General features: G+C 71.9%; 24 protein-coding genes. 12 read left to right on the forward strand and 12 right to left on the reverse strand.

What is annotated here, in order from left to right:
* The coding region (locus tag OM076_RS30725; protein ID WP_270043954.1) for a glycosyltransferase family 2 protein at positions 1–763 on the reverse strand (763 nt) is incomplete at its 3' end.
* 48 nt (positions 764–811) lie between these two features.
* Positions 812–1,741, reverse strand: a complete 930-nt coding sequence (locus tag OM076_RS30730) for a beta-1,6-N-acetylglucosaminyltransferase (protein ID WP_270043955.1) — start codon at positions 1,739–1,741, stop codon at positions 812–814.
* A gap of 21 nt (positions 1,742–1,762) precedes the next feature.
* On the opposite strand from OM076_RS30730, the gene OM076_RS30735 reads away from it, so the two are divergent.
* Both OM076_RS30735 and OM076_RS30740 read left to right on the forward strand, forming a co-directional pair.
* Entirely contained in the window at positions 1,763–2,884 is a 1,122-nt protein-coding gene (locus OM076_RS30735; protein WP_270043956.1) for a glycosyltransferase family 4 protein, read from the forward strand.
* Between the two features lie 12 nt (positions 2,885–2,896).
* The gene (locus OM076_RS30740; RefSeq protein WP_270043957.1) at positions 2,897–3,823 is read left to right on the forward strand and encodes a hypothetical protein; all 927 of its coding nucleotides are present in this window, start codon (positions 2,897–2,899) and stop codon (positions 3,821–3,823) included.
* On the opposite strand, the gene OM076_RS30745 is transcribed toward OM076_RS30740, so the two are convergent.
* Genes OM076_RS30745 through OM076_RS30775 form a run of 7 tightly spaced genes read right to left on the reverse strand, consistent with a single transcriptional unit; the run spans position 3,820 to position 11,246 of the window.
* Positions 3,820–5,061 (reverse strand): nucleotide sugar dehydrogenase, encoded by a 1,242-nt coding sequence (locus OM076_RS30745; RefSeq protein ID WP_270043958.1) that lies wholly within the window; start codon positions 5,059–5,061, stop codon positions 3,820–3,822. The two genes, OM076_RS30740 and OM076_RS30745, sit on opposite strands and share 4 nt — an antisense overlap.
* A gap of 2 nt (positions 5,062–5,063) precedes the next feature.
* Positions 5,064–6,023, reverse strand: a complete 960-nt coding sequence (gmd, locus tag OM076_RS30750) for a GDP-mannose 4,6-dehydratase (RefSeq protein WP_270043959.1) — start codon at positions 6,021–6,023, stop codon at positions 5,064–5,066.
* Positions 6,016–6,987, reverse strand: a complete 972-nt coding sequence (locus OM076_RS30755; protein WP_270043960.1) for an NAD-dependent epimerase/dehydratase family protein — start codon at positions 6,985–6,987, stop codon at positions 6,016–6,018. The genes gmd and OM076_RS30755 overlap by 8 nt, the downstream gene beginning before the upstream one ends.
* Positions 6,984–7,889: a DMT family transporter gene (locus tag OM076_RS30760; RefSeq protein WP_270043961.1), complete on the reverse strand. Its 906-nt coding sequence runs from the start codon at positions 7,887–7,889 to the stop codon at positions 6,984–6,986. Before OM076_RS30760 ends, OM076_RS30755 begins: the two co-directional genes overlap by 4 nt.
* Positions 7,886–9,130 carry a nucleotide sugar dehydrogenase gene (locus OM076_RS30765; RefSeq protein ID WP_270043962.1) on the reverse strand — a complete coding sequence of 415 codons (1,245 nt, stop codon included), beginning with the start codon at positions 9,128–9,130 and terminating at the stop codon, positions 7,886–7,888. The genes OM076_RS30760 and OM076_RS30765 overlap by 4 nt, the downstream gene beginning before the upstream one ends.
* A 14-nt stretch (positions 9,131–9,144) precedes the next feature.
* Entirely contained in the window at positions 9,145–10,407 is a 1,263-nt protein-coding gene (locus OM076_RS30770; RefSeq protein WP_270043963.1) for a DUF8189 domain-containing protein, read from the reverse strand.
* 29 nt (positions 10,408–10,436) lie between these two features.
* Positions 10,437–11,246: a WecB/TagA/CpsF family glycosyltransferase gene (locus OM076_RS30775; RefSeq protein ID WP_270043964.1), complete on the reverse strand. Its 810-nt coding sequence runs from the start codon at positions 11,244–11,246 to the stop codon at positions 10,437–10,439.
* Between the two features lie 65 nt (positions 11,247–11,311).
* Here OM076_RS30775 and rfbF point away from each other — a divergent pair, with 65 nt between their 5' ends.
* From rfbF to OM076_RS30820, 9 genes are read left to right on the forward strand one after another with little or no spacing between them, the layout of a single operon-like run.
* Positions 11,312–12,085, forward strand: coding sequence for a glucose-1-phosphate cytidylyltransferase (gene rfbF, locus OM076_RS30780; RefSeq protein WP_270043965.1), 774 nt, complete (start codon positions 11,312–11,314; stop codon positions 12,083–12,085).
* Positions 12,067–13,122, forward strand: a complete 1,056-nt coding sequence (gene rfbG, locus OM076_RS30785) for a CDP-glucose 4,6-dehydratase (RefSeq protein WP_372518097.1) — start codon at positions 12,067–12,069, stop codon at positions 13,120–13,122. Before rfbF ends, rfbG begins: the two co-directional genes overlap by 19 nt.
* A complete protein-coding gene (locus OM076_RS30790; protein WP_270043967.1) occupies positions 13,119–14,351 on the forward strand; it encodes a class I SAM-dependent methyltransferase in 1,233 nt (410 codons plus the stop codon). The genes rfbG and OM076_RS30790 overlap by 4 nt, the downstream gene beginning before the upstream one ends.
* Positions 14,348–14,878, forward strand: a complete 531-nt coding sequence (gene rfbC, locus OM076_RS30795; protein WP_270043968.1) for a dTDP-4-dehydrorhamnose 3,5-epimerase — start codon at positions 14,348–14,350, stop codon at positions 14,876–14,878. The genes OM076_RS30790 and rfbC overlap by 4 nt, the downstream gene beginning before the upstream one ends.
* Complete coding sequence (locus tag OM076_RS30800; RefSeq protein ID WP_270043969.1) at positions 14,875–15,726, forward strand: NAD-dependent epimerase/dehydratase family protein; 852 nt, start codon at positions 14,875–14,877, stop codon at positions 15,724–15,726. The genes rfbC and OM076_RS30800 overlap by 4 nt, the downstream gene beginning before the upstream one ends.
* Positions 15,723–17,189, forward strand: coding sequence for an oligosaccharide flippase family protein (locus tag OM076_RS30805; protein WP_270043970.1), 1,467 nt, complete (start codon positions 15,723–15,725; stop codon positions 17,187–17,189). Before OM076_RS30800 ends, OM076_RS30805 begins: the two co-directional genes overlap by 4 nt.
* A 14-nt stretch (positions 17,190–17,203) precedes the next feature.
* Positions 17,204–18,100, forward strand: a complete 897-nt coding sequence (locus tag OM076_RS30810; protein ID WP_270043971.1) for a class I SAM-dependent methyltransferase — start codon at positions 17,204–17,206, stop codon at positions 18,098–18,100.
* Entirely contained in the window at positions 18,097–19,269 is a 1,173-nt protein-coding gene (locus OM076_RS30815; protein WP_270043972.1) for a glycosyltransferase family 2 protein, read from the forward strand. The genes OM076_RS30810 and OM076_RS30815 overlap by 4 nt, the downstream gene beginning before the upstream one ends.
* Positions 19,266–20,219, forward strand: a complete 954-nt coding sequence (locus tag OM076_RS30820) for a glycosyltransferase family 2 protein (protein ID WP_270043973.1) — start codon at positions 19,266–19,268, stop codon at positions 20,217–20,219. Before OM076_RS30815 ends, OM076_RS30820 begins: the two co-directional genes overlap by 4 nt.
* Here OM076_RS30820 and OM076_RS46390 read toward each other — a convergent pair.
* Together OM076_RS46390 and OM076_RS30830 are read right to left on the reverse strand one after the other, a co-directional pair.
* Positions 20,216–21,487 carry a glycosyltransferase gene (locus OM076_RS46390; RefSeq protein WP_270043974.1) on the reverse strand — a complete coding sequence of 424 codons (1,272 nt, stop codon included), beginning with the start codon at positions 21,485–21,487 and terminating at the stop codon, positions 20,216–20,218. The genes OM076_RS30820 and OM076_RS46390 overlap by 4 nt on opposite strands.
* Entirely contained in the window at positions 21,484–22,428 is a 945-nt protein-coding gene (locus OM076_RS30830; protein ID WP_270043975.1) for a glycosyltransferase family 2 protein, read from the reverse strand. The genes OM076_RS46390 and OM076_RS30830 overlap by 4 nt, the downstream gene beginning before the upstream one ends.
* 25 nt (positions 22,429–22,453) lie before the next feature.
* Between OM076_RS30830 and OM076_RS30835 the strand changes: the two genes are divergently transcribed.
* Positions 22,454–23,557: a glycosyltransferase family 4 protein gene (locus OM076_RS30835; RefSeq protein ID WP_270043976.1), complete on the forward strand. Its 1,104-nt coding sequence runs from the start codon at positions 22,454–22,456 to the stop codon at positions 23,555–23,557.
* Here the strand turns inward: OM076_RS30835 and OM076_RS30840 are convergent.
* Positions 23,533–24,675, reverse strand: coding sequence for a glycosyltransferase family 4 protein (locus OM076_RS30840; protein ID WP_270043977.1), 1,143 nt, complete (start codon positions 24,673–24,675; stop codon positions 23,533–23,535). The two genes, OM076_RS30835 and OM076_RS30840, sit on opposite strands and share 25 nt — an antisense overlap.
* Between the last annotated feature and the right edge of the window lie 34 nt (positions 24,676–24,709).

Raw genomic sequence — 24,709 nt, forward strand, 5'->3', positions numbered from 1 at the left:
ACGGCGGGGCGGCGTGCGGCGACGGCGCGGCGGCGTGCAGCGGCGCGGCGGCCGCCGTCACCGCGCGGGCCTTGTGGACGTCGTAGCGCCGCGATGCGCGGCCTCGGTAGTACTGCGCGCGAACCAGCGAGCGCAGTTTCGCGTCGCTGCCGGTGCGGCGGTGGTCGACGCCCGCGGCCGCCACGTAGCCGACGCGGCCGCCCGCGGCGCGCAGGCGGCGCTGCCAGTCCTCCTCGTCGCCGGCGCCGCCGAGCACCTCGTCGAAGGGGCCGATCCGCTCGATCGCGCTGCGTCGCAGGGCCATGTTCGCGCCCCACACGAACTCGGCGTCGCGGTCGTCGGGGCCGAGGTCGAGCGTGGTCACCGGGAGCGGTTCGCGCCCGCACGCCCGCAAGCGCGATCCTTCCAACCGGGGCCGGATCGGCCCGCCGAGCGCGTCGAACTCGCTCGAGGCGGCCAGCAGCGCGTCGAGCCAGCCGGGCCAGACCTCGACGTCGTCGTCGAGGAAGCACACGAGGTCGCCGCTCGACGCCGCGACCGCCGCGTTGCGCGCGACGTTGATGCCGCGCTTGCGGCCGAGCGCGAGGTAGCGGGCGCCGTGCCGGTCGGCGAGCGCGGCGGTCGCCGGGTCCGGCGCGTCGTCCTCGACGATCACGATCTCAGCTCCGTGCTTCGCAGCCTGCGGCGCGACGGAGTCCAGCGCGACGACCAGATAGTCGTAGCGATCGCGGGTGGGGAAGAGGATCGACGCGGGCGGGGCCATCGGCCGCGAAGAGGTTAGGCCGCGGCGCGAGTGAAGCCTTGATCGGGCCTAGCCCGACGAACCTTGCTCTCGATTGCCATCGACCCGCCGGTCGATCGCGTCGAGCACGCGCACGTCGGCGAACTTGCGCGCGAAGTCGGCGCCGCAGGCGAGCACCTCGTCGACGTCAGCGAGACCGAAGACGCGCGGCGACGGGGACGACGGCGGGTTGAAGACCGCGTAGCGCCGATGGTCGTTCGCGAGCCGCAGCGACGAGTTCGCGAGCACGGTGTGCACGAACGCCTCGGTCGGGATCAGCGTGTGCAGGAAGTGGTCGACCACCGTCCCGGGCGCGGCGAGGACCGTGTCGACCGCGCGCCGCGACAGCGAGAACCAGTCGGAGCCGTGGAAGACCGGCAACGGCGGCTGCGCGGGGAGCCCGACGTACGTGCCGGAGGGGAGCGTGCGGACCTGGACGAGCGGATCGAGTCGCGCGAGTCGCGCGGCGAGACGCGACGTGGGCACAGGCGCGGCGGCGTCAGGCGCCGTGGCGGCGGGCGCGGCGCCGAGTCGCGCCGCGGCCGCGACTCGCCCGCCCAGCGGGCGCCAGCGGTACGCGTAGCGGCGGGCGAACTCGCCGACGGCGCCGCGCCGCAGGACCCGCGCGACCGGCCGGAAGCGCAGGAACGCGTCGACGTCCGCCGCCAGCAGCGAGGCCTCGATCTCCGCGACCGGCCGCACCGGGTAGTCCTGGCCGGAGAGCAGCACGAGCCAGTCCCACTCGTGCTCGCGCAGCGCGCGCAGGCAGTGGAGGATCGCCGCGAGCTGCGATCCGTGGCCCCACTCGACCGGCCTCGCCGGCAACCGGATCGCGTCCACCTCGCCGAGCGCGCAGCGGCGGTCGTCGTGGTGGACGGCGACGACGCCGCCCTGCAACCGCGACACGAGACGCCGCACGAGCTCGGGTTGCGTGTAGGAGAGGATGAGGTAGGCGACCAACGAGCACTAGCCTTGCAGCCCGTGATCCTGTTGCTGCACCACCGCTATCGCCACGCGGGCGGGGAGGAGCGGGCGGTCGAGGATCTCTCATGGCTGATCCGCGAGCACCTGCACGAGGACGTCGAGGTGCTCGAGCGCGACTCCGCCCGCGTTTCGAACCGGCAGGCCGCGCGCGGGCTGCTCGCCGGCGGACTGAGCCCGGAGCAGGTCGGCGATGCCGTCAGACGGACGCAGGCGCGGGTCGTGCACGCCCACAACGTCAACCCGACGTTCGGACCGAGGGCCCTCGAAGCGGCGCGAAACGCGGGCGCCCGCGTCGTCCTGCACCTGCACAACTACCGGCTCGTCTGCGCGGTCGGCACGTGCTTCACGCAGGGCGAGGACTGCACGCGCTGCCACGGCCGCAACACGCTGCCCGGGCTCCTGCGCAACTGCCGGGAAGGCTCCAGAGCCGAGTCGGCCGCCTACGCCGCCGGCCTCGCGCTGCACCAGCAACGGCTCACCGCCGCGGCGGACGCGATCGTCGTACCGTCGGCGTTCGCGCTGCAGCGCCTGAGAGACCTGGGCGCCCCGGTCGGCGACAAGGCCACGGTGCTCAGCTCCGTCCAACGGACGTTCGCGACGGCGTCACGCGCCGGCGACGGCGAGTACGTCCTCGCCGCAGGGCGGCTCACGCCGGAGAAGGGCTTCGCCGACGTCGTCGAGGCGTGCAACCGGGCCGAGCTCCCGCTCGTCATCGCCGGAGACGGTCCGGAACGCGAGCGGCTGACCGCACAGGCCAGGACCGCCCGCTTCGTCGGCCATATCCCCGCGCACGAGCTCGCCGCGCTGCGCGAGCAGGCCGCCGTCGCGGTCGTGCCCAGCCGCTACGCGGAGATCCTCCCGCTCGCGGCGCTGGAGGCGATGGCCGCCGCGCTGCCGACCGTCGCCGCCCGCTCGGGCGGTCTCAGCGAGGCCGTCCCGGAAGAGGGCCTCTACCCGCCGGGCGACATCGCGGCGCTGCAGGAACGCCTCACCGCGTTGTTCGGAGACGGACAGGCGGGGGAGCGCGCACTGGCCGCGGCGCGTGCGCGCAGCGCCCCCGAAGTCGTGGCCGTCGACCTGCGACGTGTTTACGGTCCGAAACTTCGGCCCCATGGCTAGGTTGTGACGAACATGCTCCGCCGCGCACTCCTCCCGACGATCCTGCTCGTCCTCGTCGCGATCCCGACGACCACCGCCCACGCCGCCGTCACGACGAAGAAGGCCATTTGGGGCCCGGTCGAGATCGACTCGCAATCGCAGTTCCCGGTCTACAAGGAACTCGGCGCCGGGATCTACCAGACGACCCTCAACTGGGCCGACGTCGCCAGTCTCGAACCGCTGGACGCCAAGGACGTCGAGGACCCGTCCTACGAGTGGCCCGACGAGATCGACACCGCGATCGACGAGGCCAAGAGCGCCGGCATCGATGTCGCGCTGACCGTCACCGGCGCACCCGACTGGGCCAACGGCGGCAAGGCCCCGACGACCGGCCCGACCAAGGCCGCGGACTTCGCGACGTTCCTGAGCGTCGCCGCCCAGCGCTACCCGAGCGTGCATCTCTGGAGCATCTGGGACGGCCCGTACAAGGGCGGCGCGGGCAAGTACGCGCAGCTCCTCGACGGCGCGTACGTCAAGCTCAAGGCGGCGTCGAAGCTGAACAAGGTCATCGGCGGGCAGTCGACGACGAGCACGGCCGCCAAGTGGATCCCCAAGCTCAAGCTGCCCAACGGCAAGGCGCCGCGGATGGACTTCTACGGTCATGACCCGTCTGGGAGCAAGGCGCCGACGGCCGCGTCGCTGAAGTCGCTCGAGACGAAGGTCGCCAAGCTCGGCAAGGGCCTGAAGCTCTACCTGAGCCCGGTCAAGCTGACCCTGTCGCCGACCAAGCAGGCCGCGTGGATCAAGGCCGCGCTGAAGGCGACGAAGGCCGACAAGAACGTGGCGACGTTCGGCTATCAAGGCCTGATCGACGACTCCAACGTGCCGAGCACCTGGAAGGGCCTGCTCGACACCGACGGCACCAAGAAGGCGGCCTTCACCGCCTTCAAGAACGGCTAGAGCTGCAGCGCTCCCGTGCCGAGTGAACGCGTCGCGCCGCGCAGGTCCAGCGTGAGCGTTCGCTCGGTGATCGCGCGGTGATCGACCGTGGGGTGGGCGGTGACGATGACCGCGAGGTCCGTGCCGTCCAGCCCCGCCGGCATGTCCACGCTGCGCAGGCCGAAGTCCACGAGCTCCGGGACGTGCGGGTCGTGGTAGCTGACCTCGGCCCCGCGCTCGCGCAGCAGCTTGAGGATCTTCAGCGCCGGTGACTCGCGCATGTCGCCCACGCCCGCCTTGTAGGAGACGCCGACGACGAGGATCTTCGAGCCCTTCACGGGCTTGCTCGCGTCGTTGAGCGCCCGCTCGGCGCGCTCCAGGCAGAAGTACGGCATCTGCTGGTTGACCTTGCCCGCGAGCTCGATGAACTCGGTCGAGAGGTCGTACTCGCGCGCCTTCCACGTCAGGTAGAAGGGGTCGACCGGCAGGCAGTGCCCGCCCATCCCGGGACCGGGCTGGAAGGGCATGAAGCCGTAGGGCTTGGTCGAGGCGGCCTCGACGACCTCCCAGATGTCGATCCCCATGCGGTCGGCGAGCATCGCCATCTCGTTGACCAGCGCGATGTTGACCGAGCGGAAGATGTTCTCGAGCAGCTTCGAGAGCTCCGCGACCTCGGGCGTGGAGACCGGCACCACGTGGTCGCAGACGTGCGCGTACACGCCCGCGGCGGCCGCGGTGCAACCGGCGGTGAGTCCACCCACGACCTTCGGCGTCGTGCGCAGCGTGTAGTCGGTCCGGCCCGGGTCCACCCGCTCGGGCGAGAACGCGAGCGCGAAGTCCTCGCCCGCCCGCAGCCCGGACTCCTCGAGCAGCGGCACCATGTGCTCGCGCGTGGTGCCGGGGAAGGTCGTGGACTCGAGGATCACCGTCTGCCCGCGGCGGATGACGCCCGCGAGCGACTGCGCCGAGGCCAGCAGCGGGCCGAGATCGGGCTCGCGGTTGGGCGTCAGCGGAGTGGGGACGCAGACCAGGATCGCGTCGGCGTCATGCAGCTCGACGTAGCGCGTCGTGAACACGCAGCGCTCGAGCACGCCGGCGAGCCGCGCGTCCGGGATGTCCTCGATGTGCGAGCGACCCTCGCGCAGCGCGGAGACCTTGCCGGGATCGACGTCGAGGCCGATCACATCGCAGCCGGCTTCGGCGAAGCTGACAGAGAGAGGAAGGCCGACGTACCCCAGCCCGACGATGCCGATCTTCATCGCTACTTGGATAGCAGTTGCAGGTCGGACCGGACCATCAGGCGGATCAGCTCCTCGAACGAGGTCTTGGGCACCCACCCCAGCTCACGCTTGGCCTTCGACGGGTCGCCGACGAGCAGGTCGACCTCGGCCGGGCGCAGGAACTGCGGGTCCAGCTCGACGTGCGGCTCCCAGTCCAGGCCGGCCTCGTCGAACGCGATCTCCACGCAGCGGCGGACCGTGTTCGTCTCGCCCGTGGCGATCACGAAGTCGTCGGGCTTGTCATGCTGGAGCATCAGCCACATCGCCTCGACGTAGTCCTTCGCGTAGCCCCAGTCGCGGCGCGCGTCGAGGTTGCCGAGCGCGAGCTTGGAGCGCTGCCCGAGCTTGATCGCCGCCGCGTGCCACGTGATCTTGCGCGTGACGAACTCCAGGCCGCGGCGCTCGCTCTCGTGGTTGAAGAGGATGCCCGAGGTGGCGAAGAGGTCGTAGGACTCGCGGTAGTTGACCGTGATGTGGTGGCCGTAGACCTTGGCGACGCCGTAGGGCGAGCGCGGGTAGAAGGGCGTCGTCTCGGTCTGCGGCGTCTCGAGCACCTTGCCGAACATCTCGCTCGAGGACGCCTGGTAGAAGCGCGTGTCCGGGCAGGTGTCGCGGACGGCTTCGAGCATGCGCGTCACGCCGACGCCGGTGAATTCGGCGGTGAGCGTGGGCTGCACCCACGACACCGCGACGAACGACATCGCGGCCAGGTTGTAGACCTCGTCGGGCTTGGCCGCTCGCAACGCGTCGACCAGCGAGCGCTGGTCGAGCAGGTCCGCCTGGTGGAGGATCAGCCGATCGCGCAGATGCTCGATGCGGTCGAACTTCTCCGTCGAGGCACGGCGCACCATGCCGTGCACCTCATAGCCCTTCTCGAGCAACAGCTCGGCAAGATAGGACCCGTCCTGCCCGGTGATCCCCGTGATCAGCGCGCTAGGCATCCGAAACCACACCCTCTCGTTCGCGCAGCCACGACACCGTCGCCGCGATTCCCTCCTCCACGCCGATCTTCGCCTTCCAGCCGAGCAGCTGCTCGGCCTTCTCGACGGACGGCCAGCGGCGCACCACGTCGACCTCGAAGCTCGGCAGGTGCTCGAACTCCAGCTCGTCCGGGTCGTTGCCGCTCAATCGCCAGCAGATGCGGGCGATCTCGGCGACGGTCAGCTCGTCGCTCGCCGAGATGTTGAAGTCCTCGTTCAAAGCCGCTGCGCTGCCGGTCGCCACGACGATCCCGTCGGCGATGTCGTCGACGTGCGTCAGCGTGCGCGTGTGCTCGCCGGTGCCGAAGATCGGCAGCGGCTTCAGGCGCTGCAGCGACTTGCGGATCAGGTCCGGCACCGCGTGCGCGATCCCCGGCTCGTCGTCGGGCATCTCGCCCGGCCCGTAGGCGTTGAACGGGCGGCAGATCGTGTAGGGCAGCCCGTGCTCGTCGTGCGCGGCGCGGCAGTAGATCTCGCCGGTGAGCTTCGAGAAGCCGTAGGCCGACGTCGGCACCGGGCAATCCGGCAGGTACTCCTCGCGCGTCGGGTACTGCGTCGCGTTCTCGAAGACCATCGACGACGACACGTAGGTGAAGCGGTCGACGTCCTCGTCCAGCGCGGCCCGGAAGACCGCGTTGTAGAGCGCGTTGTTGACCTCGGTGAGCGTGTGCGGGAGCTTGTGGAAGTTCGCGATCCCGCCGACGATCGCCGCCAGATGGATCACGTGCGAGCAGCCGCGCATGGCCTTGCGCGCCTCGTCGAGGACGCGCAGGTCGCCGCGGTGCACCTCGCAGCCTTCGCGCATCCAGTCCGGCGCCTCGCGCTGATCGGAGACGCGCACCTCGAACTCGGGGTCGCGCAGCAGGCGCCGGACGACGGCGGCGCCGATCGTCCCGGCGCCGCCAGTGACGAGAACTCGACTCATGCAGGAACCACCGTGTTAGGACGCCGGCGGAACCCCGGGGGCAGACGCCCATCCGTGGAGAGCCAGGAACCGGCGAGGATCAAGAGCAGACCGGCGACGGCGCCGGTGCCCGGGCGCTCGCCGAGGATCGCGACGCCCAGCGCGACGGCGACGACCGGGTTGACGTACGTGATGACCAGCGCGCGGCTCGGGCCGGCCTCGCGAATCAGGACGCTGAAGACGACGAAGGCGAGCGCGGTGCAGATGAGCCCGAGCACGACGAGCGAGCCGAGCGCCTCCGGCGTGGGGACCTCCGACGGCACCGACAGCGCCGCGGGGATCGCCAGGACGAGCGCCGCGATGGCCAGCGAGCCGCCCATCGTCGCCCGCGCGTCGAGGTCGGCCAGCTTGCGCTTGAGGACCATCGGGCCGATCGCGTAGCCGCACGCCGCGAGCACGATCAGGCCCGTGCCGATCAGCTCGTCGGACTTGCCCGCGACGTCGATGCCGACGAGCGCGACGACCCCGCACAGGCCGACCAGCAGGCCCACGAGGCGGATGCCGGTCGCCCGCTCGGCGTTGTCGAAGCGAATCGCCAGCAGCGCCACCAGCAGCGGCACGCAGGCGATCAGGATCGCCGCCAGCGACGAGGACACGCGCTGCTCGCCGGCCGCGATCAGCGGGAACGGGAGCGCGATCTCCGCCACCGCGTACGCGGCGACCCACACCCAGCTTCCGCGCAGGGAAGCGAGCGAGCCGGCCCGCCAGGCCAGGACCAGCAGTACGACGGCGGCCAGCGCGACGCGCGCGAACGACAGGAAGGCGGGCGAGACACCGTCGTCGACCGCGACCTTGATGAAGAGGTACGGAAGGCCCCAGATGACCGACATCGCGGCGAACGCCGCCCACGCGCGCCGCGTCATGCTTGCAGCGCCGCCACCTCGGCGACGTACGCGAACACCTGGGACGTGCCCATGGCGTTCCAGGGGTCGACCACGAGGCAGTCGCGGCCGGCCAGCTCGGCGATCGAGCGCAGGGCCTCGGGGGTCGAGTACTCGGTGTGGTTGGTCGCGACGATCACGACCTCCGCGCCGCTGACGGCCTCTTCGAAGCTCGAGGTCGGCGTCGCCACGACCGGATCGTGCACCGACACGTCGGCCAGTTCGCGCTCGAGCAGCCGGATGAGCTTGTGCGACAGCGAGTCGCGCTCGTCGTCGGTGTCTGACTTGAAGGCCAGGCCGAGCACGGCGATGCTGCGCTCGCGCAGCGAACCGCCGAGCCGGCGCTTGATGCCGTCGACGAGGAACAGCGGCACCGTCTCGTGCACGCGCGAGACCGCCAGCAGCATGCCGGGAGCGGACGAGCGCTCCTCGGAGAAGGCGAAGTCCTTGCGCAGGCAGGTCCCCGCCGTGAGACCCGGCGCCTTCATCCCGCCGCGCGGATAGTCGCGGTTGATCAGCTCGATGACGTCGAAGACGTTCGCGCCGTAGCGCTCGCAGTCCATCATCAGCAGGTTCGGCAGCGCGAACGTCGCGTAGCGCAGGATGTTCGTCCAGATCTTGGCCAGCTCGGCCTGGACCGGCGTCGTCTGCACGATCGGCGCGCCGAGCGGCTCGAAGAGCTTGGCGGCGCGCTCACCGGACGCCTCGCCGATCCCGCCCACGATGCACGGCAGCGTCCCGATCTCCGCCATGAACTGATCGGCGGCGATGCGCTCGGGCACGTGGGCGACGAACAGGTCCTCGCCGACGCGGAACCCGCGGTGCTTCTCGAGGTAGCCGGCGACGAACTCGGTCGTTCCCGGCGCGACCGTCGAGCGCAGCACGATCAGCTGATCGGTGCGTACCAGCGGCAGCAGATCGTCGAGCACGGCGCGGATCGCGCCCATGTCGATCTCGATGTGCGACATCGCCGGCGTGCCGAGCGTGAGCACGATCGCGTCTGCCTGGGCGGCGTCGGCGGCGCGCGCGGAGAGATCCAGCTGCACCCGCTCGAGCAACTCGTCGGTCCCGGGCTCCTTGAACGGCATGCGCTTGGCGCGCAGCGAATCGAGGCGCTTGGTGTCGTTGTCGACCCCGAGCACCGACAGCCCGGCGTCAGCGAAGCTGAGCGCCAGTGGGAGGCCGATGCGCCCGAGCCCGATCACGCAGACGTCGTAGGACATAGCGGTCAAGGAGGCTAGCGGCAGACGGTGTAGCGCCTGGAAACCACCTTGCGGTGGAGCTTTCCGTGCGCGGAGCGCCGGTAGTAGACGCGGGCATAGACACGGCCCGTGCTGCCCGCCGGGCGATTGATGCCGATCCGCACGACGAACGGCGCCTTGCGGTCGATCCTGATCTTGCGCCCCTTGCCCTTGGTGTAGAAGACGATCTTCGACACGCGGGGCTTGAGCTTGCCCTTGGGCTTCTTGACCGCGATGCTCACGCGCAGCTTGCCGTTGGCGGGCGTGCAGCCGAGACCGGTCACGACATTGAGCTCGCCGTCAGACGCCGGCGGGGCCGGCGGCGTGACGGGCGGTGGCGGCTGCGGGGAAGGAACGGCGACAGGCCCGAGATCCGACCACCCGGTCCAGCCGGTGCTCGCGTTCCATTCCTTGTAGAGCATCGTGTTCTTCGCGGTGCGCGCGAACAGGTACTCGCGGTCGGGCCGGTCGGACCCCACGACGGGCGTCGACGCCACGGGCGTGGAGTCGAGGAGAAACCAGTCGGTCCAGCCGGCCGCGGACCAGCTGCGCTGGTAGGTCGCGTCCGCGGCGCCGCGGACGTAGATGTTGATCACGTTCTCGGCTCGCGACACCGTGCTCGGCGCGCCGATCAGCCCGCCGCCGAGCGTCGACCAGTCCACCCAGGCCGAGCCGTTCCAGCTCTTCTGCACCATCGTCCCATCGGTGGCGCGCGACCAGATGTTCAAGAGGCCCGCGCTCTGCGAGTTGATCGCGGCCCCGCTGGTGAGCACGCCGCCGATCGCCGCGAAGCCCGACCAGCCGGTGCCCGGGACGTAGGACTGCTGGTACATCTGGCTGTCGCCGCCGCGCACCACGAGGTCGAGGTACGGGGTGCCGCGGCGGGGGGTGACGGCCGGGGCCGACAGCGTGTAGCCGCCGAGCGAGTTCCAGCTGTGGAAGCTGCCGTCGTCCTGCAACCAGGACTGATAGACGGCGCCGTCGGGCCCGCGGACGAAGACGTGGATCGTCCCGCCGTAGGCCGCCGCCGCCGGGCCTGACGTGGCGTCGCCGCCGATCGAGCGCCAGTCGCTCCAGCCGGTCGTCTGCCGATGGCGCTCGAGGACGTTGCCGTCGAGCGCGCGGGCGAAGACGTAGGTCTCGCCGGCGCTGCGTGACGCGGTCGCCGGGTTGTCGTCATAGACGTCGGCGGCGGCGGAGCCGCCCGCCAGCAGCCACAGCGTTGCGGCCGTGAGCAGCACCCGACCAATGCTTCGCATATCGCGTGCGAAGGTAGCGCGCACGACCTTCAGGAGCGCGAGCGACCGCGCGCGAATTGGCGTGCGAAGCCGATCACGAACCGCGGGTTATACGTCAGGTAGCGCTTCCACAGGCGCCGCGGCTCCTGGCGCAGGCGGTACAGCCACTCGAGCCCGCAGCGCTGCATCATCGGCGGGGCCTGGGGAATGATCCCGGCATGGAAGTCGAACGCCGCGCCCACGCCGATCAGCACGGGCGTGTCCAGGCGGTCGCGCATCCGCGCCATCCACTTCTCCTGCTTGGGCACGCCGATGCCGACCCAGACGACGTCGGCGCCCGAGCGCTTGATCTCCAGCGCGACGGCCTCGTCCTCGGCGTCGGTCAGCTCACGGAACGGCGGCGCGTAGCCGCCGACGATCTTCAGGCCCGGATGGCGCAGCCGCAGCATGCGGGTGAGCTCGACCAGCGCGCCCTGGTTGCGGCCGCCGTAGAGGAAGAAGCGCTGCCCGGTCCTCGCGGCGCGGGCGCAGGCCCGATCCATCAGCTCCGGCCCGTACACGCGGTCCTCGAGCGGGTGCCCGAGCGCGCGCAGCGCCCACACCAGCGGCTGCCCGTCGGGGACCGTGAAGTCGGCACCCTGCACGGCGGCGTGCAGCGCCGGGTCCTCCTGGCTGGCCATTACGGTGTGCACGGCCGCGACGCAGACGTAGCCGCGGTGCTCGGCCGCGACCGCGGCGTCGATCCAGTCGAGCGTCGCTTCGTAGTCCGTGATCGCCAGCGGGACGCCGAGCACGGGTTCGGTCGCCACCGTGGGAGGCGCCTCGACGTTGGTGAGCAATGGGCTGATGCCGGCGTTCATCGACTGTGTCAACGGGCGTGCAGGGCAAAAGTCGCGGTATGTGACTTCGCTAGCGTGCGGCCGTCATGAAAGCAGTCATCCTCGCCGGAGGACTTGGATCCCGCATCAGCGAGGAGACCGAGACCCGTCCGAAGCCGATGATCGAGATCGGCGGCCGGCCGATTCTGTGGCACATCATGAAGATCTACGCGGCGCATGGGATCGACGAGTTCGTGGTCTGCCTCGGCTACAAGGGCTACGTGATCAAAGAGTTCTTCGCGAACTACTACCTGCATTCCTGCGACGTCACGTTCGATCTGCGCAGCAACGCGGTGGAGGTCCACCAGAGCAAGGCCGAGCCGTGGAAGGTCACTCTCGTCGATACCGGTGAGGCAACGATGACTGGTGGGCGGCTGCGGCGTGTTCTGGACTACGTCGGCGACGAGGATTTCTGCTTCACGTACGGCGACGGTGTCGCGAACGTGGACATCGGCAAGCTGGTCGAGTTCCACCGCGCGAGCGGCACGGCGGCGACGGTCACGGCCGTCCAGCCTCCCGGGCGCTTCGGCGCGCTGGAGTCCGACGGCGAGCGGGTGACCGGGTTCGCCGAGAAGCCGCACGGCGACGGCGGCTGGATCAACGGCGGCTTCTTCGTGCTCTCGCCGCGGGTCCGCGACTACCTCACGGAGAGCGATTCGCTGGTGTGGGAGCGGGAGCCGCTCGAGGGCCTGGCGCGCGACGGCGAGCTGTCGCTGTACCGCCACGACGGGTTCTGGCAGCCGATGGACACGCGTCGCGAGTTGCTGCAACTGCAGGGACTGTGGGACTCGGGCGACGCGCCGTGGAAGTCGTGGACGTAGATCCCGCCTTCTGGCGCGGCAAGCGCGTCCTGCTCACGGGCCACACGGGCTTCAAGGGCAGCTGGCTGGCGCTGTGGCTGGCGTCGATGGGCGCCGAGGTCACCGGGTTCTCCGACATCGTGCCGACCGATCCGTCGTTGTTCGAGCTGGCGCGCGTCGGGGAGGACGTGCGTGATCTTCGCGGTGACGTGCGCGACTACGAGGCCGTCGCGCGGGCGGCGCAACGCGCCGAGATCGTGTTCCATCTCGCCGCGCAGCCGATCGTCCGGCGCTCGTTCGTCGCCCCGCGCGAGACCTACGAGGTCAACGTCATGGGCACGGTCAACGTGTTCGAGGCGGCGCGCGCGGTCGAGGGCGTGCGCGCGGTGATCAACGTCACCTCCGACAAGTGCTACGAGAACCGCGAGTGGGAGTGGGCCTACCGCGAGGACGAGCCGATGGGCGGCCACGATCCGTACTCGAGCTCCAAGGGCGCGTCGGAGCTCGTGACCAGCGCGTGGCGGCGCTCGTTCGGGCTGCCGCTGGCGTCGGCGCGGGCGGGCAACGTGATCGGCGGCGGCGACTGGGGAGAGGACCGGCTGATCCCGGACGTCATGCGCGCCGCGGTCGCGGGCGAGCCGGTCGAGATCCGCAACCCGGGCGCGACACGGCCCTGGCAGCACGTGCTCAACCCCCTGAGTGGCTACTTGGTGCTCGCGCAGACGTTGTGGTCGGATGTGGATGCCGCCACCGCCTGGAACTTCGGGCCGCCTGAGGGCGAGGCCAAGCCCGTGGCCTGGATCGTCGAGCGCCTGGACGCGCGTTGGTCCGGCGGCCTGCGCTGGGAGCACGACGCGGGCGAGCACCCGCACGAGGCGACGTATCTGAAGGTCGATTCCAGCCGCGCACGCGCACGCCTCGGGTGGGCGCCGCGCTGGGACCTCGCCCGCACGCTCGATTCGATCGTGGAGTGGTACGCCGCGCTGCGCGACGGCGCGGACATGCGCGCCGTCACGCTCGGGCAGCTCGACGCCTTCAATACCCTGACCGCCCAATGACGCTGTCCTGCCGATTCTGCGCCGCTCCGCTCGAGGCGACCTTCGCCGACCTCGGCATGTCGCCGTTCGCGAACTCCTACATCGCGCCTGAGAAGGCCAACGCGATGGAGCCGTTCTACCCGCTGCACGCGTACGTCTGCTCGCAGTGCTTCCTCGTCCAGCTCGGCGAGTTCGAGTCGCCGGAGCACATCTTCAGCGACTACCTGTACTTCTCGTCGTACTCGTCGTCGTGGCTCGAGCACTCCAAGCGCTACGTCGACGCGATGACCGAGCGCTTCGGCCTGGACGAGTCCTCGCAGGTGGTCGAGATCGCCTCCAACGACGGCTACCTGCTGCAGTACTTCGTCCAGCGCGGCATTCCGGTGCTCGGCATCGAGCCGGCGGCCAACGTGGCCGAGGTGGCGGAGACCGAGCGCGGCGTGCCGACGCTCGTGCGCTTCTTCGGCGTGGAGACCGCGACCGAGGTCGCGGCCAACGGGCAGGCCGACCTGCTCCTGGGCAACAACGTCCTCGCCCACGTCCCCGACCTCAACGACTTCGTGGGCGGCATGAAGGTGCTGCTCAAGCCGGGCGGCGTGATCACGGTCGAGTTCCCGCACCTGATGCGGCTGGTCGATGAGAACCAGTGGGACACGATCTACCACGAGCACTTCTCGTACTTCTCGTTCTCGACGGTCGCGCGGGTGTTCGCGGCGCACGGGCTGCGGCTCTTCGACGTCGAGGAACTGGCGACGCACGGCGGCTCGCTGCGGATCTTCGGCTGCCACGAGGACGACGTGGCCAAGCCGCAGACCGAGCGCGCGGCGGAGTTGCTGGAGCGCGAGGACGCCGCGGGCTACAACGCGCTCGAGACCTATCTCGCGTACGGCGAGCGGGTCATCGAGGACAAGCAGCAGATCCTCTCGACGCTGATCGAGCTCAAGCGCGCGGGCAAGCGGATCGTCGGCTACGGCGCGCCCGCCAAGGGCAACACGCTGCTCAACTACTGCGGCGTCGGGCCGGAGTTCGTCGAGTACACCGTCGACCTGAACCCGCACAAGCAGGACCATCTGCTGCCGGGCACGCACATCCCGATCCGGTCGCCCGAGTTCATCCGCACCGATCAGCCCGACGTGGTGCTGATCCTGCCGTGGAACCTCAAGGACGAGATCATGGAGCAGCTCGCGTTCATCCGTGAGTGGGGCGGGGAGTTCGCCGTGCGCACGCCGGAGCTGACGCTGGCGTCGTGAAGCTCGTCCCGACCCCGCTGGCGGGTGCGTACGTGGTGGAGCTGGAGCCGCTGCGCGACGAGCGCGGGTTCTTCGCCCGCACGTACGACGCGGCGCAGTTCGAGGCCGCGGGCCTGGACGCGCGGATCGCGCAGTGCAACACGTCGTTCAACGCCGTCGCGGGCACGCTGCGCGGCCTGCATTACCAGGCCGAGCCGCACGGCGAGGGCAAGCTCGTGCGGTGCACGCGCGGCGCGGTCTGGGACGTCGCGGTCGACCTGCGGCCGGACTCGCCGACCTACTGCGCGTGGTTCGGCGTGGAGCTGCGGGCCGGCGGCGCGGACTCGTACTACATCCCCGCGGGGCTGGCGCACGGGTTCCTCACGCTCGAGGCCGACTCCGAGGTCCACTACCAGATGACCTACCACTACGTGCCCGACGCGGCGCGTGGGGTGCGCTGGGACGACCCGGCGTTCGGGATCCGATGGCCGGGCGCGCCGGTGACGATCGCCGACCGCGACGCCACCTATCCCGACTTCGTGCGGTGAAGCGCGTCCTGGTCACGGGCTCCGGCGGCTTCATCGGCCGCGGGACGCTCGCGCCGCTGGCCGAGCGAGGCTACGAGGTGGTGCGCAACACGGCGAACCTGCTGGCGCCCGGCGAGGCCGAGCGGGTGATCGAGGAGGTGCGCCCGACGCATCTCCTGCACCTCGCGTGGAACGCCAAGCCGGGCGAGTTCTGGACGACGCCGGAGAACCTCGACTGGGTCGCGGCGTCGCTGCGGCTGCTGCGCGCGTTCACGACGGCCGGCGGCGAGCGGGCGGTGTTCGCGGGGACGTGCGCGGAGTACGCCTGGGAGAACGAGACGCACTGCGTGGAGGGCGTGACGCCGCTGGTGCCCGCGACGCTCTACGGCACGGCCAAGCACGCGCTGCACACGCTGGTGGAGCGCGCCGGCGTCAGCGCCGCCTGGGGGCGCGTGTTCTTCGTCTTCGGCCCGCACGAGCATCCCGCGCGCCTGGCGTCCTCGGTGGCGTCCGCGCTGGTGCGCGGCGAGCCGGCCGAGACCGGGCCGGGCACACAGATCCGCGACTTCCTGTACTCCGAGGACCTCGCGGCCGCGTTCGTCGCGCTGCTGGACTGCGACGCCGTCGGCGCGGTCAACCTCGCCTCCGGGGACCCGCGCCCGATCCGCGAGCTGGTCGAGTTGCTCGGCGAGGCGTCCGGCCGGCCCGAGCTGCTGCGGATCGGTGCCCGCCCCGCCAACCCGGCCGAGCCGGCGGTGCTCACCGCGGCCGTCGACCGGCTGCGCGACGAGGTGGGCTGGGCGCCGCCGCGCACGCTCGAGCAGCGCCTTGCGGACACCGTCGCCTGGTGGCGCCAGGCGACGGTATGAGCGTCGGCGACGAGCCGCCACTCGACCTGCTCTCGAGCACCGCGGCAGGTCCGGCCGCCGTGCGCGGCGGGGCGCTGCGGGCCGGCGGATATCTCGCCGGTGCGGCGCTCAGCGCGCTGTCGGCGGCGGTCCTGTTCCGTCATCTGGGGGTCGTCGACACCGGGCGCTACGGGCTGATCCTGTCGCTCGTGGCGATCGTCGGCGGCCTGTCGGATCTGGGCCTGACCGCGATCGGCGTGCGCGAGGTCACCGCTCGCCCCGCGAGCGAGGCGCGGCGGTTCCTGCAGGAGCTGCTCGGGCTGCGGATCGTGCTGACCGTGGTCGGGGTCGCGCTGGTGCTGGCGTTCTCGGTCGTGGCCGGCTACGCGCCGGTCGTGGTCGCCGGCGTGGCGATCGCCGGCGTCACGCTGCTCTTCGCGGGCCTGCAGTCGGCGCTCGGCATACCGCTGCAGACCAGCCTGCGGCTGGGCGCGCTGACGGCCGCCGAGCTGATCCGGCAGCTGATCTCGGTCGGGCTGATCATCGCGCTCGTGTCGGCCGGCGGCGGGCTGCTGGCCGCCGTCGCGGTGGGCGTGCCGGCGGGGCTCGTCGCGCTCGTCCTGACCGCCTGGCTCGTGCGTCACCTGACGTCGCTCGTGCCCCGCTTCGCCCCGGCCGCCTGGCGAGCGCTGGTGCGCAGCGTGCTGCCGTACTCGCTCGCCGTGCTGGCGACCGTGCTCTATTTCCGCTTGGCGATCGTGGCGGTGTCGCTGCTCGCGTCCCCCGACGACCTCGGGTACTTCAACGCGTCGTTCCGCGTCGTCGAGGTCCTGGTGGCGCTGCCCGGCCTGTTCGTCGGCGCGGCGCTGCCGATCTTCGTCCGCGCCGCCCACGAGGACGACGTGCGGCTGCGGTATGGCGTCGCGCGCGTCTTCGACGTGAGCCTCGTCGGCGGCGTCTGGGTCGCGGTCGTGCTGGCCGTCGCCGGGAAGGTGGCGATCGACGTCATCGGCGGCCCGAGCTTCGCCCCCGCCGCCACCCTGCTCGCGATCCAGGGCGTCGCGGTCGCGGCGGCGTTCGTGGGCACGGTGTGGGGCAACGTGCTGCTGAGCCTCGATCGCCAGCGCGACATCCTGAAGATCACGCTGTCCGCGCTCGGCTGCGGGCTGGTCCTGACCCCGGCACTGGTGGCGATCGACGGCGCGCGCGGCGGGGCGATCGCCACGGCCGTCGTGGAGGTCCTGCTCGCGCTGCTCGGCGCGTACTTCGTCCACCACGCCCGGCCTGGCCTGTTGCCGCCGATGGGCGTCGTGGCCAAGGTCGCTCTCGCGGCCGCGCTCGCGTGCCTGCCGGCGGTGCTCACGGACCTCCCGCCGCTGGTGCTGGGTGTGATCGCCACGATCATCTACACGATCGTCGTCCTCGCCCTGCGCGCCGTTCCCGCAGAGGTGTTGGACGTCGTCCGGCGTCGTGTGAGCCGCTAGCCTCTTCCGCCGTCATGGCGCTGGTCTCGACGTCGACCTGCCCGCATTGCGGGCACCCCGCCGAACTGAGCTTCCGCTCTCCGGACCGCAACCGCCGGACCTCTGCCGAGGCGTTCGACTACCACCGCTGCAGCGCGTGCGCGCTGATCTTCGTGGCCGAGGACATCGAGGATCTGTCGGCCTACTACCCGGCCGAGTACCACGTGCTGCCCTCGGAGAGCGAGATGCGGCGGATCGCCGGGCACGAGCGCTGGCGGATGGACTTCGTCCTTCCGTGGGTGCAGGGCGGGCGCCTGGTCGAGATCGGCCCGGGCTGGGGCGTGTTCGCGCTGCTCGCCCGCGACGCCGGGTTCGCCGTCACCGGGATCGAGATGGACGACCGCTGCTGCGATCACCTGCGCGACGTGCTCGGCGTCGAGGCGATCCACACCGACGAGCCCGAGCGGGCGCTGGCCGAAGGCCCGCCGGCGTCCGTAGTCGCGATGTGGCACGTGATCGAGCACGTGCGGCGGCCGTTCGAGCTGGTCGCGGTCGCGGCGGAGCGGCTCGAGCCGGGCGGCGTGCTGGTCGTCGCCACGCCCAACCCGGGCGCGCTCGGCTTCCGGCTGCTGGGCTCGCGCTGGCCGCACGTCGACGCGCCGCGCCACCAGTACCTGATCCCCGCCCGCGCGCTGACCGAGGCCGCCGCGGCACACGGGCTCGAGCGCGTGGCGCTCGACAGCGACGATCCCGGCTCGCGCGGCTGGAACACCTTCGGCTGGACGCACGCGCTGCGTCCCGGGCACGTCGGCGACGCGGGGCGCGTGCCCGAGCTGGCGGGTGCGGTCGTCGCCCGCCTCGTACGCCCGCTGGAGTCCCAGGCCGGCCGCGGCGCCGCCTACACCGCCGTCTTCCGAAAGCCCCTGTCATGACCGCACCGCGCTTCAGCGTCCTCCTGCCCACGCGCAACGGCGGGGAGCAGGTGGAGGGCGCGATCCGTTCGGTGCTCGAGTCCTCGCGCGAGGACATCGAGCTCGTCGTCTCTGACAACGCGAGCACCGACGCGACGCCCGACATCCTCGCCCAGTTCGCCGACGATCCGCGCCTAAGAGCCGTGCGCCAGACGGAGGGGCTGGACGTCACCGAGAACTGGAACGCGTGCCTCGCCCTCAGCCGCGGCGAGCGGATCATGCTGATCGGCGACGACGACCGGCTCCTGCCGGGCTACTTCGAGCGGGCGGACGAGCAGCTCGAGCGCTGGGACGCGCCGGACGTGCTGACCTACGGCGCCGTCGCGTTCGCTGCTCCCGGGTTCGTCGAGGGGTCGGTCGCGCACTACGCGGACCCGTGCTGGGAGGTCGAGAACGAGCTGCCCGACGACGGGCTGTTCACGCCGGCGCTGCGCCGGGGCGTGATCGCGGATCAGTTCCGGTTCCGCTTCCCGTTCCTGCTGAACATGCAGACCGCGCTGGTCACCCGGGAGGCGATCGGGCGGCTGCGCGACGGCGTGTTCAAGCGGCCGTTCCCCGACTTCTACGGGCTGACGGCGCTGATGCTCGTCGCCGACCGGTGGGCGCTCTCGAGCGAGCGGCTCGTCGTGATCGGGGTCTCGCCGAAGTCCTTCGGGCGGACGATCCACACACCGGACAAGCAGGCGGGCGGGAACGCCTACCTGGGCATCGCCCCGTCGTTCACCGGCCGGCTCCCCGGCAGCGAGATCTTCAACGGCCACGTCGAGACCCTGCTCGCCCTGCTGGCCGACTATCCGGACCTCCTCGCCGACACCAGGATCGACCGCCGCGAATACGTGATCTCGCAGGCCAACACCTGGTGGACGCAGTACCGCGTCGGCACGCTTCCCGGCGGGGAGGCGGCGGCGCGGCTCCGCGAGCTCTCCCGCCGCGACTGGCTGCTGCTCGGCGAGGCGTTGCTGCCGCGGCTGCGGCCCGCGGCGGTCGCCCGCCAGTTGCGAGCCGGGACCGGTGACCCCGTCCAGGAGCTGTGGCCCGGGATGCGCCCCGTGCCCGAGACCGGCGACCTCGACGAGTTCCGGGCCTGGTTCACCGCCGAGACCCGCGCGCCGGCGAAGACCGCCCGTTGAGCTCGCGGTCGGTCGCCGCCGTCGTCCTGTCCTACGACGGGCGGCACCTGCTGGAGATCGCGTTGCCGTCGCTGGCCGCGCAGACGCTCGACGACGTGCACGTGCTGGTCGTCGATAACGGCTCCTCGGACGGAACCGCGGAGTGGCTCGCCGCCGAGTGGCCCGACGTCGAGGTCGTCGCGCTGCCGGTCAATGTCGGGGTGACCGCGGCGCTCAACGCGGGGTTGAAGGCGGCGGCGGGGCACGAGTTCGTCGCGCTCTTGAACAACGACCTCGAGCTCGACCCCAATTGCCTCGCGGAGCTCGTCGGCGCGATGCGCGCCTATCCACGGGCCGGGTCGGCGGGCGCGAAGCTGCTCGACTTCCACGAGCGCGACGTGATCGACGGCACCGGGGACTTCCTGCGCTGGACGGGCATCGCCACGCGGCGCGGGCACGGCCAGCGCGACGCCGGCCGCTACGACACGCCGGAGGCGGTCTTCGGCGCGTGCGGCGGGGCGGCGGTCTACCGCGGCGCCGCGTTGGAGGACGTCGGGTTGCTCGACGCGGCCTTCTTCGCCTTCTCCGAGGACGTCGACTGGGCGCTCCGCGCGCAGCTCGCGGGCTGGGACTGCCGGTACGTCCCGACCGCGGTCGTCTACCACATGGGCAGCGCCACGCTGGGCCGCGGGCTGAGCGACTTCACCGCGTACCACCTGTGGCGCAACGCGATCTGGATGATCGCCAAGGACTTCCCGCCGTCGGCGCTGATCCGCCGGTCGCCGTTCATCGCCGCCGGGTTCGCCATGAACCTCGCCGCGGCACTGAAGGGCCGCAAGCTCGGCGTCTGGGCGCGGGCGATGCGCGACGCGGCCCGCGGGTTGCCAGGCGCGCTCAGGCGCCGCGGCACCGTTCAGCGCAAGCGTCGCCGCTCGCTCGCCGAGCTCGACACCGTCATCTCCCGCTTCTAGCGCCGCGCGAGGAACGGGCGGCCGGCCAGCTCGTAGGCCGCCGTCCGCGCTCGGTGGGCGGCGCTCGGCTTGAGTCTGCCGGGCGTGTCTCCGGGCCGCGTGAGCGGCTCGGTGCTCGTCACCCACTGCACGAGCGGCTGCGCGGCGACCGGCCACGCGAACGCCGCAGCGGCCTGCCGCAGCGGCTCGGCGTAGGCGGCGCGCCCGCGGTCCAGGACACGCTCGATCGCCGCAGCCGCCGCGTCGGCGTCGCCGGGCGCGATCGCCTCGCCGAGGCCCTGGCGCTCGACGCGGTCCGCCAGGTCGTCACCCGCCGTGCAGACGACCGGCAGGCCGGCCCAGAAGCAGTCGAGGATCCGCGTCCGGAACGCGAAGCGGGTCTCGAGGTGCTCGCGCTGCGTGGAGATCGCGCAGTCGGCCTGGGTCAGCCAGGCGGCACGTTCGGCGTAGGGGATCCACCCCGCGTGGAAATGCACCGGCGCGCGCAGCTCCTTCGCGACCGCGTGCGCCCGTTCGGTGGCCCTGCGGGCTGCCACCTGATCAGAGCTGCCCATGAACACGAGCTGGACACGGGGACGTCGCTCGGCGAGCGCGGCGACGGCCCGGATCGCGGTCTCGGCGTCGAGCCAGTTCCAGATGCCGCCGTTCCACAGCACGATCTCGGCCTCGTCGCCGACGATCGCCCGCGGGCCGGGACCGGTCGGGACCGGCGGCTGGACCGGAACGCCGAACGGCACCAGGTCGATCACCGAGCGCAGGCTGGGGTCACGGTCGTAGAGGTCTGCTCCGATCAGGCGCAGCCCCAGCATCGCGCCGAGCCAGAGGTCGCGCTGGCGCTCGCCGGCGCACATGAAGTGATGACCGGTGCGCAGCGCGTCGTGAAGCCGATCGAGCGTCGTGTCCGTCAGCGCGCGGCGGGCGAGCCGGCCGCTGCCGGCGGACAGCTCGAGCGTCTCGAGCGTCTCGGGGTCATACAGGTCGTGGACGATGCGCTTGCCGGAGCGGCGCAGCCAGCGGCCGGCGGGCGACCACACCGGGTGGGTGACGACGACGTCGGCACGCGCGATGAGCGGCCGCAGCGCCTTTGCCGCGTGCGGTTTCACCGCGACCGTCCGGAGCCCGTCCAAGACGCCCGACTCGTCGCCGCCGTGGGCGATCGTCACCTCGGCGTGGTCGGCGAGGACGCGCGCGAGCTCGAACGTGCGGATCCCAAGGCCGGCCATCCGCTCGCCGACGGGGTCGTGGCTGTAGAACAGGACGCGGGTCACTGCGAGTACACGCCGCGGCGGCGGTCGATCGCCTCGCGAAACGCGATGTCATGGTCGATCGCCTCGGGCGGCGGGAACGCGAGCTTCGGCAGGTCACGCGCGGCGCGCCAGCCGGCGATCCGGCCCTGCAGCGCGGCGAGGTCGCGGGAGATCACCGCGTCGCCGGCGACGACGATGGCCTCCGTCAGCGCGGTGCGGGCGGCCTCGCGGCGCTTGAGCAGGCCGTAGCGGCGCATGAGATAGGCGCGGCCGAAGCCGCCGTACTGGCGCTGGCGCCGGCTGCGATGCCCGTACGTGGCCGAGCCGAGATGGATGCCGACGGCGTCTGGCGCCGCGGCCGTCTTCCAGCCCGCGGCGCGGAGCCGGACGACCAGGTCGAAGTCCTCGCCGTAGGCATGGATGCGCTCGTCGAGGCCGCCCAGGGCGTCCCAGGCGCTGCGGCGATACGCGGCGGCGGTGCCGGCCGGGCCGAGCAGGACGGGACGCTCGTCGGCGGCCTCACCGATCGGGCGGCCGGTGTGGCGCGGGAACGGGCTCAGCGTGGCGTCCGCGGTCAGGCCGATCGAGTCGATGCGCTCGCCGTCGGGACGCACCATCAACGAGGCGACCGAGGCGACGTCCGCGTCGTTCTCCAGCGGCGCGACGACCCGCTCCAGGAAGTCCGGGCGACAGTCGACGTCGTTGTTCATCAGGACGAGGTAGTCGGCGGAGCCGAGGCCGACGGCCGTATTGCACGCGGTGGCGAACCCATGGTTGGTCTCCAGCCGGCTGACCTTCGCCAGCGGCCAGCGCTCGGCGACGCGCTCGGCCGTCCCGTCCGTCGAGCCGTTGTCGCACACGAGCAGATTGAACTCGCGCGTCTGCCGCTCGAGGTGCTCGAGACAGCTCTGGGTGAGCTCGAAATGGTTGTAGGCGACGACGGCGACGTCGATGGTCGGCACGGGCACGAAGATAGCCTGAGGCCCGATGCGGGTCGCACTCAACCTCGTCTACCTCGTCCCGGGGGAGACCGGTGGCATGGAGGTCTACGCCCGCGAGCTGATCCCGCGGCTCGCGGCGCTGCCAGGCCTCGAGCTGGTCTGCCTCGTCAACCGCGAGGCGGCGGCGGACGGCGACGCGCCGTGGGGGAACGCCGTGCCGCTGGAGGTCGTGCCGGTGCACGCCCGCAACCGCGTCGAGTGGGTGCGCGGCGAGCAGCAGCACGTCCCCCGGATCGCGGCGGCGGCGAGCGCCGACCTGATCCACAGCCTCGCCTCGACCGCGCCGCTGCGCAGCGCGATGAAGCGGATCACGACGATCCACGACCTCAACTACAAGCTCGTCCCCGACGCCCATTTCGGCCTGCGCGCGCTGGGCATGCGGGTGCTCGTGCCGGCGTCGGCCCGGCGCTCGGACCGGATCCTCGTCGACGCCGAGTCGACCAAGCGCGACCTCGGCTCGCTCCTGGGAACGCCGCTCGGGAAGATCGACGTGGCGCCGCTGGGCGTCACGCCCTCACCGCCCGTCACACCCACCCCCGAGGCCGAGCTGCGCGCCCGGCTCGAGCTGGGCGAGGGCGAGGTGCTGCTGACGGTGTCGGCGAAGCGCCCGCACAAGAACCTGTTGCGGCTGCTCGAGGCGGTCGCGCTGCTGGAGTCCAAGCCGACGGTCGTGCTGCCCGGCTACCCGACGCCGCACGAGGCCGAGCTGCGCGAGCGGGCGGCGGCGCTCGGCGTGCGGGCGGTCTTCCCGGCATGGGTGTCGGCGGAAGACCTCGAGGGCCTGTACGCGCTGGCGACGGCGTTCGTGTTCCCCTCGCTCGCCGAGGGCTTCGGGCTGCCGGTGCTGGAAGCGATGGCGCGGGGCGTGCCGGTCGCGTGCAGCGACCGGTCCTCGCTCCCCGAGGTGGCAGGAGACGCGGCGATCCTGTTCGACCCGTTCGACCCGCGCGCGATCGCCGACGCGCTGCGGCGGATCCCGGGCGAGGCGGAGCGGCTGCGCGAGGCGGGGCGTGCGCAGGCCGCGCGCTTCACGTGGGAGCGCTGCGCCGAGCTGACGCACGCCGCCTACGTGCGGACGCTGGCGGCGTAGCTCGACGCGACCGCGTCGATCGAGCCGGCGAGGCTCAGCCGCTGGGCGTTGCGGGCGTACCAGTCCGCGGTCGACGCCCGCAGCGCTGGGCCGGCGGCCCGGACGCGTTCGATCCCCGCGGCGAGGTCCTCCGGCGAGGCGCTGTCGACCACGAAGCCGTTGACGCCCTCGTCGATCAGCTCGGTCGCCGCGTTGTCGGGGTCGCGCACGAGCACGGACGGGGTGCCGAGCGAGGACGCCTCGACGACCACGAGACCGTAGCCCTCGCGCCGCGAGGGGAGCACCAGGCAGAGTGCACGCGCCAGGTTCTGCTCGACCTGCTCGGTCGGGACGAACCCCGGCGCCGAGACGCGATCGCCGACGCCGAGCCGCTCGATCTCGGACTTGACCAGCTCGTACTCCGGGCCGTCGCCGAGCACCAGGCCGCGCACCCCTTCGACGCGCGCCACCGCACCCACGACCGCCGGCGCCCGCTTCTCCGGGATGTGCCGTCCGGCGAACACGACCAGCGGCGCGGCGGGAACCGGCACCGGCGGCGTCTCCGGACCGCTGAACATGCCCCGCAGCACGGTCACCTCGCCGCGCAGGCCGTCCTCGCGCAAGCGCCCGGCGGTCAGGTCCGCGAAGCAGAACGCGCGCTGGGCCACGCGCAGGCACAGACCCTGCACGAACCGCCCCACGCGGCCGCCGACCGGCCCGAGGTACTCGTTCCAGTACTCCCGGCTCCAGAGCTCGAACCAGTCGACGACGATCCGGTAGCGGCCCAGCGGGCGCAGCAGCGCGGCGGCGAGCAGCGAGAAGTACGGGAAGGAAGCGGTGTGGATGACGTCGTAGGAGCGCCCATGCCGCAACAGGTGCCACAAGACGCCCGCGCCGAACACCAGCGGCGGCAGGACGCGGCGCTGTCCGCCCTCCCCGTACAACGCCATGCGCGGGCCGGCGACCACCACGCGGACGCCGGGGATCTCACCGCGCTCGCCCTTCGGCCACTGGCGCAGCGTGAGGTAGGTGACGTCGTGGCCGTCGGCCGCGAGGCGCTGCGCGACGTTGCGGTACCAGCGCTCGCCGCCACCCACGGTGTACGGGAACAGACAGTCGTAGACGATGCAGATGCGCAAGGCGCGGCAAGAGTGCCACAACCATTGGCGCCCG

Source organism: Solirubrobacter ginsenosidimutans (assembly GCF_027587205.1).

Bases quoted from the DNA above. Each gene is read 5' to 3' on its own strand.
- OM076_RS30740 (WP_270043957.1), top strand. From the start codon at position 2,897: ATGCTCCGCCGCGCACTCCTCCCGACGATCCTGCTCGTCCTCGTCGCG.
- OM076_RS30745 (WP_270043958.1), bottom strand. From the start codon at position 5,061: ATGAAGATCGGCATCGTCGGGCTGGGGTACGTCGGCCTTCCTCTCTCT.
- gmd (WP_270043959.1), bottom strand. From the start codon at position 6,023: ATGCCTAGCGCGCTGATCACGGGGATCACCGGGCAGGACGGGTCCTAT.
- OM076_RS30755 (WP_270043960.1), bottom strand. From the start codon at position 6,987: ATGAGTCGAGTTCTCGTCACTGGCGGCGCCGGGACGATCGGCGCCGCC.
- OM076_RS30760 (WP_270043961.1), bottom strand. From the start codon at position 7,889: ATGACGCGGCGCGCGTGGGCGGCGTTCGCCGCGATGTCGGTCATCTGG.
- OM076_RS30765 (WP_270043962.1), bottom strand. From the start codon at position 9,130: ATGTCCTACGACGTCTGCGTGATCGGGCTCGGGCGCATCGGCCTCCCA.
- OM076_RS30770 (WP_270043963.1), bottom strand. From the start codon at position 10,407: ATGCGAAGCATTGGTCGGGTGCTGCTCACGGCCGCAACGCTGTGGCTG.
- OM076_RS30775 (WP_270043964.1), bottom strand. From the start codon at position 11,246: ATGAACGCCGGCATCAGCCCATTGCTCACCAACGTCGAGGCGCCTCCC.
- rfbF (WP_270043965.1), top strand. From the start codon at position 11,312: ATGAAAGCAGTCATCCTCGCCGGAGGACTTGGATCCCGCATCAGCGAG.
- OM076_RS30790 (WP_270043967.1), top strand. From the start codon at position 13,119: ATGACGCTGTCCTGCCGATTCTGCGCCGCTCCGCTCGAGGCGACCTTC.
- OM076_RS30805 (WP_270043970.1), top strand. From the start codon at position 15,723: ATGAGCGTCGGCGACGAGCCGCCACTCGACCTGCTCTCGAGCACCGCG.
- OM076_RS30810 (WP_270043971.1), top strand. From the start codon at position 17,204: ATGGCGCTGGTCTCGACGTCGACCTGCCCGCATTGCGGGCACCCCGCC.
- OM076_RS30815 (WP_270043972.1), top strand. From the start codon at position 18,097: ATGACCGCACCGCGCTTCAGCGTCCTCCTGCCCACGCGCAACGGCGGG.
- OM076_RS30835 (WP_270043976.1), top strand. From the start codon at position 22,454: ATGCGGGTCGCACTCAACCTCGTCTACCTCGTCCCGGGGGAGACCGGT.